This window comes from Devosia sp. A449, assembly GCF_054489375.1.
In genome coordinates, this window is sequence record NZ_JBTMWU010000002.1 from 198,416 (window position 1) to 212,052 (window position 13,637).

Sequence of the window (13,637 nt, forward strand, 5' to 3'; positions counted from 1 at the left end):
TGGACAAAACAGTGTGTTGCGCAGGATGTTGATGGCGCAAAGTTTTGCCCCGATGTGCTGTTCCGGTCGGGCAGCTTGCTCTAGGGTCCGCGCCGGATAGGGAGACTGGCATGAAGATTACGCTCGATCTGGACACCCTGGTTGCCGATGGCAAGCTCTCGGCGGCGGAGGCCGAGCGGCTGAAAGGCTTCGCGGCGGCCGATACCGGGCTGCTTGGCACCAATGTGCTGCTGGCGCTGGGGGCGGCGGCGGTGGCCACCGGCGTTGGCGTGCTGGTGCCGACGGTCGGGACGGCCATTGCGCTGGGGGCGATGCTGTTCGTGGCCGGCTTCTGCCTGCTGCTGCTGCGCATCGAGCGCTGGGCGGTGTTTGCGCAGATCGTCATGGTGATCGGCGCGCTGGCGCTGGTCAGCGGCATTTTTGCGCTGTGGGGCGAACTGGTCTGGGTGCGGGCGGCACTGACGCTGGGACTGGCGGTGGCCGCGGTGTTTGCGCTGTCGGGACTGCTGACCGCGCTGGCGGTGCTGGCCTTTGCGGCCACCATCACCCTCGATATGGAGATGATGGCGCCGACGCATTTTCTCACCTTGGCCATCGTGGCGCTGTCGGCGCTGGTGCTGGGGCTCTATCTGCTGTCGCTGCGACTGCCGGCCGCCTATGAGCGGCTGGCCATCATCGCCATGCGGACGGCGATCATCCTGGTCAATGTTGCCTTCTTTATCGGCTCGCTCGCCGGCGATGAGGCGCTGGGCTGGTCGAGCACCGGCTTTGCCGTCGCCTGGGCGCTGGCGCTCTTGGCCTTCGGCAGCTGGGCGGTGTTCGCCAATCGGCGCTGGGTGGTCAATATCGTGGCGATCTTCGGCGCTATTCACTTCTTCACCCAATGGTTCATGGTGCTGGGCGCGCAGCCGTTGTCGATTTTGGGCGGGGGGCTGCTGCTGATCGGTTTTGGCCTGGCGCTGGCGCGGTTCAACAGCTGGGTCGGGACGCGACGCAGCGTCAGGGAGGACTAGGATTTGGCGATCAGCCGGACGAGATTGCGGGAATTGATCGGCCTGGCCGAGCCGGCGGTGGAGCTGGTGTCGCGCCGCGAAGAGGCGGTGGATAATTATGTGGTCGAGCATCTGGTGCTGCGGCTCGGCGAGACCGAGGTGCGGGGCCTGCTGACCCGGCCCATCGACAATGGCCAGCGCCGGCCGGCGATTCTTTACGGCCATGCGCATGGCGGGCGCTACGATATCGGCGCCAGTGAATTGCTCGATGGCCGGCCCTGCCTGCTCGATCCGCCGGGACCGGCTTTTGCCCGGGCCGGCTATGTGACGCTGTGCATCGATATGCCGACCTTCGGTGAACGGGCGACGGTCAGCGAGAATTTCGCGGCCAAGGCGCTGCTCTGGCACGGCAAGTCGCTATTCGGAGAAATGCTGTCCGATCACGCGGCGGCGCTGACCTATCTGGCGGGGCGCGACGATGTCGATCCGGCGCGCATTGGCGCCTTCGGCATTTCGATGGGTTGTACGCTGAGCTATTGGCTGGCGGCGATGGATGGGCGGATCGCTGCGGTGGCGCAGCTCTGCTGTTTCGCCGATTTCCGCACCATGATCGCGCTGGGCGCGCATGACGGCCACGGCATTTATCTCACCGTGCCGGGGCTGCTGAACGAGGCCGATGGCGGCAGTATTGCTGCTCTGGTCGCGCCGCGCCCGCAATTGGTGACCATTGGCGAAGACGACAGCCTGACCCCGCCGGCCGCCTTCGCGGTGGCGTGGGAGGAGCTGCAGGCCGCCTATGCGGACACGCCCGATATGTTGGAACTGGTGAGCGAGCCGGGCATCGGCCACCAGGAAACGGCGCGGATGCGCACAGCGACGCTGGCGTTTTTTGCCGAGCATCTGGGGTAGCGATCAGGCAATAAAAAACGGGCCAGAGCGTTGCCGCCCTGACCCGCAGGATTTGTGGTGTTACTTGGCCGTGTAGACCAGGATCGCGCCGGGGTTCTCCAGCTCGGAGGCGGCTTCGCCTGCCGCATTCAGCACGCCGCCGCCCGAGTCGGTGACGAGGTAGATGGTCTTGCCGCCATCGGCGATGTCGAGGTCACGCAGGCGGTTCTGGCCAAGATAGTACTTGGTGAACTTGGCGTCGTCGCCAGTGGCCACCGGGTCGATGGTGTAGATGGCGCCGTGCTTCATCGCGGTGGAGAGCAGGCGATTGGCCAGCTCGGGAACCGCATCGCCTTCATAGTAAGCGATGGAGGACGGGCCGACGGTCGGGCGCTCGAAATAGCCGAAATTGATTTCTTCATCGGCGGCTACGGTGAACAGGGTGGCGAGCGGAAGCTTCATGTCTGCCGCGCCGGCCCAGTCGCTTTCCTTTTCGACGCTGACTTCAGCCGGGAAGCCGTCTTCTGGCTGGTTGAAGGTCAGGGTCGACGGATCGACGCTGGCAGCGGACCAGTTGCCATAGGCATAGTGGCTGTCATCGACGAGACCCGAGACGTTGGGCCAGCCGTAATTGCCGCCGGAAACCAGAACGTTGATTTCGTCGTCGCTGCTGGGGCCGTGCTCATTGGCATAGATGGTGCCATCGGGCGCCACGGTGATGCCCTGGGCGTTGCGGTGGCCGAGCGTGAAAATGTGGCTCTGCACGCCATCGAGCGTCGGGTTGTCGGAGGGAACCGAACCGTCGACGTTGAAGCGCAAGACCTTGCCCTGATAGGCGAAGTGATCGCCTTCAGCCAGTTCGGCGGCGGTCGGCAGGCGCTGGGATTCGATCGGACGGGTGTAGTTGACCAGCTGGTTGTGACCCTGGTCACCCACGGTCAGATACAGCTTGCCATCCTGGCCGAAGACAATGCGGCCCGAATTGTGATCGTTATTGGCCGGAATGCCGGTCAGCACGTCGGTCGAGCCGGTCACGGTTTCAGTGGCGGCATCCCAATCGAGGGCGACGACCTTCTGGAACAGCTTGTGATACGGATCGCTCGCATCGGGGTGGGTCGGATCGGTGCGGTCGGCGTCTTCATAGGTATGGACGACGAAAATCTGGTCGCTGCCCTTGCCGAAATCGGGGTGGAAGGCAAAGCCCATTACGCCGGTCTGGGCGCCATCGAGCACGTCGGGAATAGCGAATTCAAAGGCGGACTTGGTGGCGCCGGTCTCGGGGTTCACCCGGATCAGGCGCTTGCCGATGCGCTCGGTGACCCAGAGCTGGCCATCAGTGCCAAGCTTGATTTCGTGGGGCGCGCTGAGGCCTTCCACCAATACGGACTTTTCGAAGGGGAACGCCGCTTCGATGACATCGGCAGGCGACTGCTGGGCAGCGGCGCTACCGGCAGACAGCATCAGACCGGTAACAAGGGCGGCGAGGCTGGCACTCAAATAGGACTTACGAGACAATCTATATACTCCGATCATGCTGCGTCTGACGGGAAGCGAATCTGCTTTTCGGCAGCGGCGCATTCAGTGCGGTCAGGCACATTTGGGTTTTGCGCTCACATCCTCAGAAGCGGGATGCATGCGGCGTCGAACCCGTTGGGGTGACCAACATGTAGGGTATGAGGTGGCGTTCGACGCCCCCCTGAATGGGCGACGCATTGTGCGTCAATCGCGAACAGTGACGGAAATGTGCTGTATAATTTGGTAACAAATTCGCAATTGTTCAGGTTACATGAACGATACCGACAATCAGATCTGTGCCTGCGGCAGGCGGCGACAGCGCTGCCGGCGTCGGCGGGCAGGGCGCCTATGGGGTGGGGGCCGGCGGAGCAGCGCCAAAGCGGGGCTCAGGATGGGTGCCGCGGACGCTACGAATCCCTGCGGAGAGTGCAAATAGGGGCTTGCACAGAACCGTACCGTACGGTACGCCTGCGGACGGAAATGGCCGAAACCGTTCGGCTGGAAGCGTCAGGATACACCCGTGCCACTGACCATCAAGGTCAACGAAGAGATTTTCACTCCGCGTCAGCAGGCTGTGCTGACCGCGGCGCTGGATCTGCTCGTGGAAAATGGCGATGGGCTGACCATGACGGCGGTGGCGCGCCGCGCCTCGTGCTCCAAGGAAACGCTCTATAAGTGGTTCGGCGACCGTGACGGTCTGCTGACGGCGACCGTGCAGTGGCAGGCGGCCAAGGTGCGGATGCCGCTGGTGGATCGCAGCCATCTCAATGCCAAGGCCCTGCGCCTGAGCATCGAGCAGTTCGCGCGCGACCTGCTGACGGTGATCGTGGGCGAGGTGTCGGTGACGCTGAACCGCACCGCCGTGACCCATGCGGCGCAGGAAAAAGACCGGCTCGGCGCCATCGTGCTGGAAAATGGTCCGCTGGCCATTCGCCGGCGGCTCAAGCCGATCCTCGAAGCGGGGCGCGATGCGCGGCTGCTGCGCTTCGACTCCAGCGAAGACGCCTATCGGACCTTTTTCGGCCTGGTGGTGCGCGACGTGCAAATCCGCCTGTTGCTGGGCGATAAATCGCTCACCCAGAGCAATATCGAATCCAATATCGAGGCCGATGTAAAGGCCGCGACGGATCAGTTCCTCGCCCTCTACGGGGCGAAAGCCAACCTATAAATCTGCATATTCAGGAGAACCCCATGCGCGTTTATTATGATCGTGATGCCGATCTCAACATCATCAAATCCCGGAAAGTGGCCATTGTCGGCTACGGTTCGCAGGGCCACGCCCATGTGCTGAACCTGCGCGACTCGGGCGTCACCGACGTCGTCGTGGCGCTGCGCCCCGGTTCCCCGTCGGCCAAGAAGGCCGAGGGCGAAGGCCTCAAGGTCATGTCGGTTGCCGACGCCTCCAAGTGGGCCGACGTCATCATGATGCTGACCCCGGACGAGCTGCAGGCCGATATCTACAAAGAGCATATCGAGCCCAACATCCGTGACGGCGCGGCGCTGGCTTTCGCGCATGGCCTCAACGTCCACTTCAACCTGATCGAGCCCAAGTCGACCGTCGACGTGATCATGATCGCGCCGAAGGGCCCGGGCCACACCGTGCGTGGCGAATACCAGAAGGGTGGCGGCGTGCCGTGCCTGATCGCTGTGCATCAGGACGCGTCGGGCAATGCCCATGACATCGCGCTGGCCTATGCTTCGGGTGTTGGCGGCGGCCGTTCGGGCGTCATCGAGACCAATTTCCGCGAAGAATGCGAAACCGATCTGTTCGGCGAGCAGGCTGTGCTCTGCGGTGGCGTGGTCGAGCTGATCCGTGCTGGCTTCGAGACGCTGGTGGAAGCCGGCTATGCGCCTGAAATGGCCTATTTCGAGTGCCTGCATGAAGTGAAGCTGATCGTCGACCTGATCTACCAGGGCGGCATCGCCAACATGAACTACTCGATCTCGAACACCGCCGAGTGGGGCGAGTATGTCTCGGGCCCGCGCGTCATCACCTCGGAAACCAAGGCCGAGATGAAGCGCATCCTGACCGACATCCAGACCGGCAAGTTCACCTCCGAGTGGATGCAGGAAATCAAGGCTGGCGGCGCCCGCTTCAAGGCGACCCGTCGCCTGGCCGACGAGCATCCGATCGAGGAAGTCGGCGCCAAGCTGCGCGACATGATGCCCTGGATCAAGGCCGGCGCGCTGGTCGACAAGGCAAAGAACTAAGAATTAGGACGGGGGCTTCGGCCCCCGTTTTCTTTTGTGGGGGGCCTTGGGCCCCCGCTTTTACTTAGTTGACCTGCGTACCTTTAAGGATAGGCTTGCATTACAAGCAACTTTATCGGGGCTGGTTATGAGAGTTTCGACCTCCACAGACTACACCGAAGTCGATGGTGACTACGGTCCCGTAGACGGTGTGCGTGTCACCTGTGACCGCTGTGGGCATTCAACGGAAAGTGGCGGCACGTCGGATAGTTCCGTCATGAGATGCGCTGTCCTGCTTAGAGAAGAGTGTCCAGAGAACGAAGACAATTTCTACGTTACTTAAGCGGACATTTGGCGCAGGCCGCCTGTTCTCCGAGCCGCGCCGGAGAACTAGTCCCGTCCAAACGGGGGCTTCGGCCCCCGTTTTCTTTTGTGGGCTGGCTCTACTCAGCCCGGCGCGGCTGCTCTAGGCTCGCGGCGCATATTCGAGTCGCAGGGGGGAGCCGATATGGCCACAGATACCGACATCGCGCTGGTGAAGCACCAGGAACAGCAATTGGTGCTGAGCCAGTTCGATGAGAATGTGGCGTTTGAGCTGGGCTCGGCCATTCGCGCGCGGGCGCTGGCCGAGGGGCTGGGGCTGGTGGTGGATATCCGCAGCTGGGACCGGCAGATGTTTTTTGCCGCCACCGCCGGCACCAGCGCCGACAATGCCGAATGGGTGCGGCGCAAGATCAACAGCGTGCGCCGGTTTCAGCGCGCCAGCTATCGGCTGGTGCTGGAGCGGGGCGAAGCGCCGTTCGCGCCGCAGGCCGGTGCCGATCCGGCCGATTATGTGATTGCCGGGGGCGGCTTTCCGATCCGGGTCCAGGGCGCCGGGATTATCGGCTGCCTGACGATTTCGGGCTTGCCGGGGCGCAGCGATCATGGCGTGGCCGTCGATGCGCTGTGCGATCATCTCGGGCTCGACAAGGTTTTGTTTGCCCTGCCGAAAGAATAGTCCCTGCGGGCAAACGCCAGGGCGGTAGATGGGATGCGGACGATCCGGTCCGGCTATATTTGAGGGTGTGGCGTGAAGCTCAATTATCTGTTGCTCGACGTGTTCACCCGCGAGCGGCTCAAGGGCAACCAGCTGGCGGTGGTGACCAACGCCAATGGGTTGCTCGATGGCGAAATGCAGGCCATTGCGCGCGAGTTCAACCTCAGCGAGACGGTGTTCATCCTCAAGCCGCAGGCCGAGCGCAACACGGCGGCGATCCGGATTTTCACGCCGCATACCGAGCTGCCCTTTGCCGGCCATCCCACGGTGGGTGCGGCGGTGGTGCTGGGGCTGCACAACAAGGTCAGCGCCGTCCGGCTGGAAGAAAAAGTCGGGCTGATCACCGCTTTGTTCGAGAAGGCCGACAAGCGCTCGGGCGAGGCGCGGTTTGCGCTGCCACGCCTGCCGGTGCGTCTGGCGCCGCTGAATGACCGGCTCGGCCTGGCGCAGGCGCTGGGCATCGAGGTCGAAGATATCGGCTGTGAGCTGTATCAGCCGGCGGTGTTTTCCGCCGGTGTCACCTTTCATCTGGTGCCGGTGCGCAATGCGGCGGTGCTGCGCCGGATCAAGGTCAATGCCGGCATCTGGAACAGCGTCTTCGCGCATGACCACCACTCGGCCTATGTGTTCACCCAGACGCCCGAGGAAGCCGACAACGATCTGGCCGCCCGCATGTTCGGCATGGATGTCGGTGAAGACCCCGGCACCGGCTCGGCCGCGGCGGCGCTGATCGGGCTGCTGTCCGAGCACGCCAATCTGGCCAGCGGGCAGGCCGATTTCGTGCTGCGGCAAGGCCATGAAATGGGGCGGCCCTGCCGCATCACCATCCAGCTCAAAAAAGAAAATGACGTGCTGGTGCATGGCGGCATTGGCGGGCATGCGGTGATCGTGGGTGAGGGCGTGCTCGATCTAGGGGATTGAGGCTCTGGTTCACCTTGGGTGGTGAATTGATCGAGTGCGCCAAAAAACTGTGCCTTGGGCTTGCACCTTCCGTTGGTTTCGCGCATGCTCACATCGAACTCGGGACTAAATCCATGCAGCGCAAGCGCGCAATTGCCATCGCCATGACACAACGCCAGGAACGCGCCCGCGTCCTGACGATTGCTGCTGGCCTGCTATTGCTGCCCGCTGCACTGCTCCTCCTTCTTATCAGCCCCTGATCACCGGCAGCTCGTAACCGAGCGGGTCGTCAGGGGATATCGCCATCAGCCGAACAGTAAATGTCCGGCCTGCAGAGGCACGACCTCTGGGCCGCCCGATAGGAATGACCGATAATGTCCGCCGTAACCGACACCAATAAAGACCGCGTTTTCATCTTCGACACCACGCTGCGCGATGGTGAGCAATCGCCCGGCGCCACCATGACGCTGGAAGAAAAGCTGCAGGTCGCCGAAGCGCTCGACGACATGGGCGTCGATATCATCGAAGCCGGTTTCCCGATTGCCTCGGTGGGCGATTTCGACTCGGTGGTGGCCGTGGCCAAGCAGGTCAAGCGCGCCACCGTGGCCGGGCTGGCCCGCGCCATCACCGCCGATATCGAGCGGGCCGGCGAAGCGGTGCGCCACGCGCAGCGCGGCCGCATCCATACCTTCGTTTCCACCTCGCCGATCCATCTGGCTCACCAGATGAAGAAGACCGAGGACGAGGTGATCGAGATCATCGCCAAGACGGTGGCGCATGCGCGCAACCTGATCGACGATGTGGAATGGTCGGCAATGGACGCCACCCGCACGCCGCTGGAATTCCTCAAGCGCTGCGTCGAAACCGCCATCAAGGCCGGCGCCACCACCATCAACCTGCCCGATACGGTCGGCTATGCCGTGCCCGACGAGCACGAGGCGATGTTCCGTACCATCATCACTTCGGTGCCGGGCGCCGACAAGGCGATCTTCTCGGCGCATTGCCACAATGATCTGGGCCTCGCCGTCGCCAATTCGCTGGCCGCCGTGCGCGGCGGCGCGCGGCAGGTGGAATGCACCATTAACGGGCTGGGCGAACGCGCCGGCAATGCCGCGCTGGAAGAGATCGTCATGGCGCTGCGCACGCGCGGCGATATTCTGCCCTACCACACCGAAATCGACAGCACCCATCTGGCCCGCGCCAGCAAGATCGTCTCGGCGGCGGCCAATTTCCCGGTGCAGTATAACAAGGCCATCGTCGGCAAGAATGCGTTCGCGCATGAGAGCGGCATCCATCAGGACGGCATGCTCAAGAATGCCGAAACCTATGAAATCATGACCCCGGCCAGCGTTGGCATCAAGGCGACGACGCTGGTGATGGGCAAGCATTCGGGCCGCGCCGCGTTCAAGGACAAGCTGCGCGAGCTGGGCTATGAACTGGGCGACAACTCGTTCCAGGAGGCCTTTGTGCGCTTCAAGGATCTGGCCGACCGCAAGAAGCATGTCTATGACGCCGATATCGTGGCGCTGGTCGATGACGAAGTCGGCTCGGTCGGCGACCGCATCAAGCTGGTCGATATGGAAGTCGTGTCCAAGACCGGTGGCGTGCACAAGGCCAATATGACGCTCTCCATCGACGGCGAGGAAACCAGCGTCAGCTATGAAGGCACCGGCTCGGTCGACGCCATTTTCAACGCCATCAAGCAGGCCGTGGGGCAGGAGCCGCATCTGGTGCTCTATGCCGTGGACGGCGTGACCGGCGGCACCGACGCGCAGGCCAGCGCCCATGTGCGGCTGGAAATGAATGGCCGGATCGTCTCGGGCAATGCGGCGGAGCCGGATACGCTGGTGGCGTCGGCGCGGGCGTATCTCAATGCGTATAATCGGCTGCTGATTGATCGTGGCGCTTCGGCGCAGGGGGCGATGGCTGGCTGATTGAGGCTGGGCGTTTCGTTATGCAATGGGGTGTGGTGGTAGCACCGCACCCCTGGCCCTCTCCCCGGAGGGGCGAGGGGACGCATGGGGGCGGGCAGGGGACTGCCACTGCGATTGGTGATGAGCACCGCTATGCAAATGAGCTCCAACCCACCTCGCCCGACGCGGGCCAATACACCATTCCAATATCTAAACGCAGTGTCATCCCGGCCTTGAGCCGGGACCCATCCTGAGATGGGTGTGCTGGCCTGATCGGGGGATGGGCCCCGGCTCAAGGCCGGGGTGACACCGTGGGTGGGGAGGGGCTGGTGCAGGTGCCGCAGACCTGCGCGATCGGGTGTCGCTTACCGCAGTTCCGCCAGCACCGTTCCCAGCGCTTCATCCAGCAGCGCCCGATCGGCCGCCGTGCCGGCGCTGATGCGGATGCAGCGGTTGAGGCCGGCTACCGCCGGTTTGCGGACGAAGATTCCGTGTTGGGCCAGGCCGTCGAGAATCGCCTGGGCATGGGCGGCGTCGCGGTTGCAATCGACAGCCAGGAAATTGGTGGCGGTGGGAAGCGGGGTGAGGCCGTGGCGCAGTACGATGGCGGCCGTGTCCCCCAGCGAGGCCCGAACGGCCGCCAGTGACTGCGCCAGGTGCGCCGTATCGGCCAAGGCGGCGATGCCGGCGGCCTGGGCGACGTTGGAAATGCCGAAATGATTGCGGATGCGGTTGAAGGCCGAAATGTTGCGGGCTTCGCCGATGACATAGCCGACGCGGGCACCGGCCAGGCCATAGGCCTTGGAGAAGGTGCGCATGCGCAGCAGATTGCGCCGCGTCATGTCGAGCGGCGGCAGCGTGCCCGGCGGGGCGAATTCGCCATAGGCCTCGTCGAGAATGATCATGGTGGTGTCGGGAACGGCGGCGATGAAGCGTTCCACGGAGGCGGCATCCCACCAGCTGCCCATCGGATTGTCCGGGTTGGCGAGGTAAACCATCGACGCATTGGTGTCGCGGGCGGCGCGGGCCAGGGCGTCGATGTCTTCGCGGTCGCCGATATAGGACACGGTGTGCATCTGCGCCCCGTAGCCGAGGATGTGGTAGTTGAAGGTGGGGTAGCCGCCCAGCGAGGTGACCACCGTGCTGCCGGGGGCTGCAAACAGCCGCACGGCCATGCCGAGGATCGCGTCCACCCCTTCGCCCGGCATCACATTGGCAAAGTCGATGCCCAGATGCTCGGCAATGGCGGCGCGCAGATCGTGATTTTCCGGGTCGCCATAATGCCAGCTCTCCGCTGCTGCCGCCGTCATGGCCGCGAGCACCGATGGCGCCGGGCCGAACGGGCTTTCATTGGCGCCGATTCGCGCCCGCAACGGCACGCCGCTGCGGCGGACAATGGTCTCGGGGCCGACAAAGGGCACGGTTTCGGACAGGGCGGCGGCGATGGGGGAGAGCTGGGGAGCGGACACGGCAAAGCGACTCACTGTTGGACAGGCCGATCCTAGCCACCCCGGGCCGAAAAGCGCATCGGCAAAGCGGCTGGAAACGAATCGCCGGGGCCGGAAAATTAGCCCGGAGGGGTGTCGCGGTGGCTGGGGTGGGGTCGCGCGGCGACGCGAAATTTCACGTACATGGTTTTTGCACAGGTCAATAAAATCATCGACGCGGCGAGGAGGCTGGATTTCGGGGGGTCTCCGGCAAAACCGCCAGATCGGTCGCATTTGAACTAAATGCAACCGGCCCCAGCAAGTTTGAAGAAGGCATGTCCGGGCACCTTGTGGCTCGCGTCACAACCTCCCAAAACGATTCCCTAGGAGCCTCCCATGCCCCCGACTTACGTCCTTGCCCGTGACCATTTGCAACGTGCCGTGACGATTCTGCAGGGCGCGGATAGCCGCTCGCGCCAGTTTCGTTACATCATCGAACGGACCATCACCCTGATGGACGAAGTGCAGCAGGAGCCGATCTCGATGGCCGATAATGTGTTCAGCCTGTCGGCCTTCCGCGAGCGTCGCGCCAACTACGAATAAGCTAACCAAGACGCTGGCCGGCCAAGCCCGCCAGCGTCTTCGTATCGGCTAGTTTCCCGCCTGGGTTTCGGGGCTCGGATTGGCGGGGTTAGGGGTTACGGTGATGCCGGCCTTATCGGCCTTGCTGCCAACCAGTTCGCGGTTCAGCGCGATCTTGGCTTCTTCGGTCAGCGCATAGAGCGTTGCCAGATAATTGGGGGTGGCGACCCAGGCGCGCAATTGCAGGTTCACTGCGGCGCCGGAAAAGCTTTCCACATGCACATTGGGCTCGGGCTTGGCCTGCACCCGCTTATCGGCATTGGCGATGCGCAGCAGGATGTTGCGCGATTTGGCGATGTCGATGCTGTCGGGCACGCTGATATTGACGTCGATGCGCCGGTGCGGCTCGCGGCTGTGATTGGTGATGGCCGAGGACCATAGCTTCTGGTTGGGCGTGAAGATGTAGAGCCCGCTCGAGGAGCGCAGCCGCGTGCCGAACAGGCCGATTTCCACCACGACCCCGGCCACGCCGTCGCCCTGAATGAATTCGCCGATGGCGATGGGGCGCAGCCAGATCAGCATGATTCCCGCCGCGATATTGGCCAGCGTGCCTTGCAGCGCCAGGGCGATGGCCAGTCCGGCGGCGCCAAGCACGGTGAGAATCGAGGCATTGGAAACGCCGAGCAGGTTCAGCGCAGTCATCAATGCGAAAATAATGATGCCGTAGCGCGCCACCTGCGACAGCAGCGGGGCGAAATTGTTGTCGACGCCGGACGCGCGCGGCAGCAATTGCCGGATCGCGCGAGCCGCAAGGCGGGCCAGATACCAGCCGGCAACAAGCACGGCGAGGGCGACCAGCAGGCTGATGGCGTTGCTGGCAAGCCAGGCGAGGGGGATGCTCAAAAAATCTGGAATGGTCGTAACCCCTGGTTTTGCTGGCGCTCGACGCGCCTGCGACATTCTAGCAAAGCATTGCGATGAGGAAAGTGAAAGGGAGCGCTTGCCAGCGCGAAAAGCCTTTGCTAGACAGCGCCTACTTTGGAAGCTCCAGTAGGGGCGAGTAGCTCAGCTGGTAGAGCAGACGACTCTTAATCGTCGGGTCCACGGTTCGAATCCGTGCTCGCCCACCAAAGCTCCAATAAGGCCCCGCAACGCGGGGCCTTTTGCTTTTCCGGGTATTGCGGCTCCGGTCCGTGACCAGATGGCAATGGAAGCGCAGCATTGCGCGTTTGGTGGTCCAGTCTGTCACCAAGCTGTCAAATCGTGCTCAAACCATCACAAATCCTCAGACTTTCGTTTATTTCGCACGAAGCGGACTTTTCAGCCTGCGGGTGGAGGTCTATAGGGCAAAACTCCCCCAGCCTTTCACAAGGACGCTCCACCCATGTTCGGCATCGACCCGAGTTTTCTAAGCTCGCTAGTTCAGGTTATCCTGATTGACCTCGTCCTCGCCGGCGACAATGCGGTGGTAATCGGGCTGGCGGCTGCCGGCCTGGCGACCGATGTGCGGCGCAAGGCGATTCTGATCGGTATTCTGGCAGCGACGCTGCTGCGTATTTTCTTCGCGCTGATCACCACGGAATTGCTGGCGCTTGGTGGCGGCCTGCTGATCGCCGGTGGCCTGCTGCTGCTCTATGTGTGCTGGAAGATGTTCCGCGAGCTGAGCACCTCGCAGGAGGAAGAGCACGACGCGCAGGAAGCGCTGCAGGACGCTGATCTCAATGCCGATGGTACTGTCGCCGGCAAGCCGCGCAAGACGCTGCGCCAGGCGGTCATCCAGATCATCATTGCCGACGTCTCGATGTCGCTCGACAACGTGCTGGCTGTGGCCGGTGCGGCTGCACATCACATCGAAGCGCTGATTTTCGGTCTGGCGCTGTCGGTGGTGATGATGGGCGTGGCGGCGACCTTTATCGCCGGCCTGTTGCACAAGCATCGCTGGATTGCCTGGGTCGGCCTGGTGATCATCCTGTTTGTGGCGATCCGCATGACCCTCGAAGGCCTTGGCGCTTTCGTTGCGATCCCGGAAATCCCGTTCATCTACACGCCGCATGCGGTGGTGAGTGAAGCTGCGGTTGTCGCGCAATAGCCTTTGGTAACCACGGCTTGAACTTTGCGGCATTTGCCGAGCAGCAATAGGGATTTGCTCACTTCATGGGACTAGCGTCCCGCTCAATTGATCTGAGCGGGA

At 63.0% G+C, this 13,637-nt stretch carries 13 protein-coding genes and 1 tRNA gene; 11 read left to right on the forward strand and 3 right to left on the reverse strand.

Translation table 11 applies throughout. The features are described from left to right. The first annotated feature begins 110 nt into the window (after positions 1–110). Positions 111–1,013, forward strand: a complete 903-nt coding sequence (locus ACX3OW_RS06725; RefSeq protein WP_459094989.1) for a hypothetical protein — start codon at positions 111–113, stop codon at positions 1,011–1,013. Between the two features lie 3 nt (positions 1,014–1,016). After that, positions 1,017–1,901: an alpha/beta hydrolase family protein gene (locus ACX3OW_RS06730; protein WP_459094990.1), complete on the forward strand. Its 885-nt coding sequence runs from the start codon at positions 1,017–1,019 to the stop codon at positions 1,899–1,901. Positions 1,902–1,961: 60 nt separating this feature from the next. Here ACX3OW_RS06730 and ACX3OW_RS06735 read toward each other — a convergent pair whose 3' ends face one another. Continuing rightward, positions 1,962–3,395 carry a glucose/sorbosone family PQQ-dependent dehydrogenase gene (locus ACX3OW_RS06735; RefSeq protein WP_459094991.1) on the reverse strand — a complete coding sequence of 478 codons (1,434 nt, stop codon included), beginning with the start codon at positions 3,393–3,395 and terminating at the stop codon, positions 1,962–1,964. A gap of 520 nt (positions 3,396–3,915) precedes the next feature. Between ACX3OW_RS06735 and ACX3OW_RS06740 the strand changes: the two genes are divergently transcribed. The 6 genes from ACX3OW_RS06740 to ACX3OW_RS06765 all read left to right on the forward strand — a co-directional run bounded on the left by ACX3OW_RS06740 (position 3,916) and on the right by ACX3OW_RS06765 (position 9,458). Beyond that, positions 3,916–4,563 (forward strand): TetR/AcrR family transcriptional regulator, encoded by a 648-nt coding sequence (locus tag ACX3OW_RS06740; protein ID WP_459094992.1) that lies wholly within the window; start codon positions 3,916–3,918, stop codon positions 4,561–4,563. A 23-nt stretch (positions 4,564–4,586) separates the two neighbouring features. Further along, the gene (ilvC, locus tag ACX3OW_RS06745) at positions 4,587–5,606 is read left to right on the forward strand and encodes a ketol-acid reductoisomerase (protein ID WP_459094993.1); all 1,020 of its coding nucleotides are present in this window, start codon (positions 4,587–4,589) and stop codon (positions 5,604–5,606) included. Between the two features lie 487 nt (positions 5,607–6,093). After that, positions 6,094–6,585 (forward strand): heme-degrading domain-containing protein, encoded by a 492-nt coding sequence (locus ACX3OW_RS06750; protein WP_459094994.1) that lies wholly within the window; start codon positions 6,094–6,096, stop codon positions 6,583–6,585. A gap of 72 nt (positions 6,586–6,657) precedes the next feature. Further along, positions 6,658–7,545, forward strand: coding sequence for a PhzF family phenazine biosynthesis protein (locus ACX3OW_RS06755; protein WP_459094995.1), 888 nt, complete (start codon positions 6,658–6,660; stop codon positions 7,543–7,545). A gap of 26 nt (positions 7,546–7,571) precedes the next feature. Then, positions 7,572–7,784 (forward strand): hypothetical protein, encoded by a 213-nt coding sequence (locus tag ACX3OW_RS06760; protein ID WP_459094996.1) that lies wholly within the window; start codon positions 7,572–7,574, stop codon positions 7,782–7,784. A gap of 114 nt (positions 7,785–7,898) precedes the next feature. Further along, on the forward strand, positions 7,899–9,458 hold the full coding sequence (locus ACX3OW_RS06765; RefSeq protein ID WP_459094997.1) for a 2-isopropylmalate synthase: 1,560 nt from the start codon (positions 7,899–7,901) through the stop codon (positions 9,456–9,458). Between the two features lie 344 nt (positions 9,459–9,802). Here ACX3OW_RS06765 and ACX3OW_RS06770 read toward each other — a convergent pair whose 3' ends face one another. Next, the gene (locus ACX3OW_RS06770) at positions 9,803–10,906 is read right to left on the reverse strand and encodes a pyridoxal phosphate-dependent aminotransferase (RefSeq protein WP_459094998.1); all 1,104 of its coding nucleotides are present in this window, start codon (positions 10,904–10,906) and stop codon (positions 9,803–9,805) included. 354 nt (positions 10,907–11,260) lie between these two features. On the opposite strand from ACX3OW_RS06770, the gene ACX3OW_RS06775 reads away from it, so the two are divergent. Continuing rightward, positions 11,261–11,467 (forward strand): hypothetical protein, encoded by a 207-nt coding sequence (locus ACX3OW_RS06775; RefSeq protein WP_459094999.1) that lies wholly within the window; start codon positions 11,261–11,263, stop codon positions 11,465–11,467. Between the two features lie 48 nt (positions 11,468–11,515). Here the strand turns inward: ACX3OW_RS06775 and ACX3OW_RS06780 are convergent, their stop codons facing one another. Then, complete coding sequence (locus ACX3OW_RS06780) at positions 11,516–12,349, reverse strand: mechanosensitive ion channel family protein (RefSeq protein WP_459095000.1); 834 nt, start codon at positions 12,347–12,349, stop codon at positions 11,516–11,518. 151 nt (positions 12,350–12,500) lie between these two features. Here ACX3OW_RS06780 and ACX3OW_RS06785 point away from each other — a divergent pair. Next, a tRNA-Lys gene (locus tag ACX3OW_RS06785) sits at positions 12,501–12,576 on the forward strand. Between the two features lie 254 nt (positions 12,577–12,830). Continuing rightward, positions 12,831–13,535 carry a YjbE family putative metal transport protein gene (locus ACX3OW_RS06790; RefSeq protein ID WP_459095001.1) on the forward strand — a complete coding sequence of 235 codons (705 nt, stop codon included), beginning with the start codon at positions 12,831–12,833 and terminating at the stop codon, positions 13,533–13,535. Positions 13,536–13,637 lie beyond the last annotated feature (102 nt).

Excerpts from the sequence above, each read along its gene's own strand:
- ACX3OW_RS06725 (WP_459094989.1), top strand. The coding sequence starts at position 111 with ATGAAGATTACGCTCGATCTGGACACCCTGGTTGCCGATGGCAAGCTC.
- ilvC (WP_459094993.1), top strand. The coding sequence starts at position 4,587 with ATGCGCGTTTATTATGATCGTGATGCCGATCTCAACATCATCAAATCC.
- ACX3OW_RS06750 (WP_459094994.1), top strand. The coding sequence starts at position 6,094 with ATGGCCACAGATACCGACATCGCGCTGGTGAAGCACCAGGAACAGCAA.
- ACX3OW_RS06765 (WP_459094997.1), top strand. The coding sequence starts at position 7,899 with ATGTCCGCCGTAACCGACACCAATAAAGACCGCGTTTTCATCTTCGAC.
- ACX3OW_RS06775 (WP_459094999.1), top strand. The coding sequence starts at position 11,261 with ATGCCCCCGACTTACGTCCTTGCCCGTGACCATTTGCAACGTGCCGTG.
- ACX3OW_RS06790 (WP_459095001.1), top strand. The coding sequence starts at position 12,831 with ATGTTCGGCATCGACCCGAGTTTTCTAAGCTCGCTAGTTCAGGTTATC.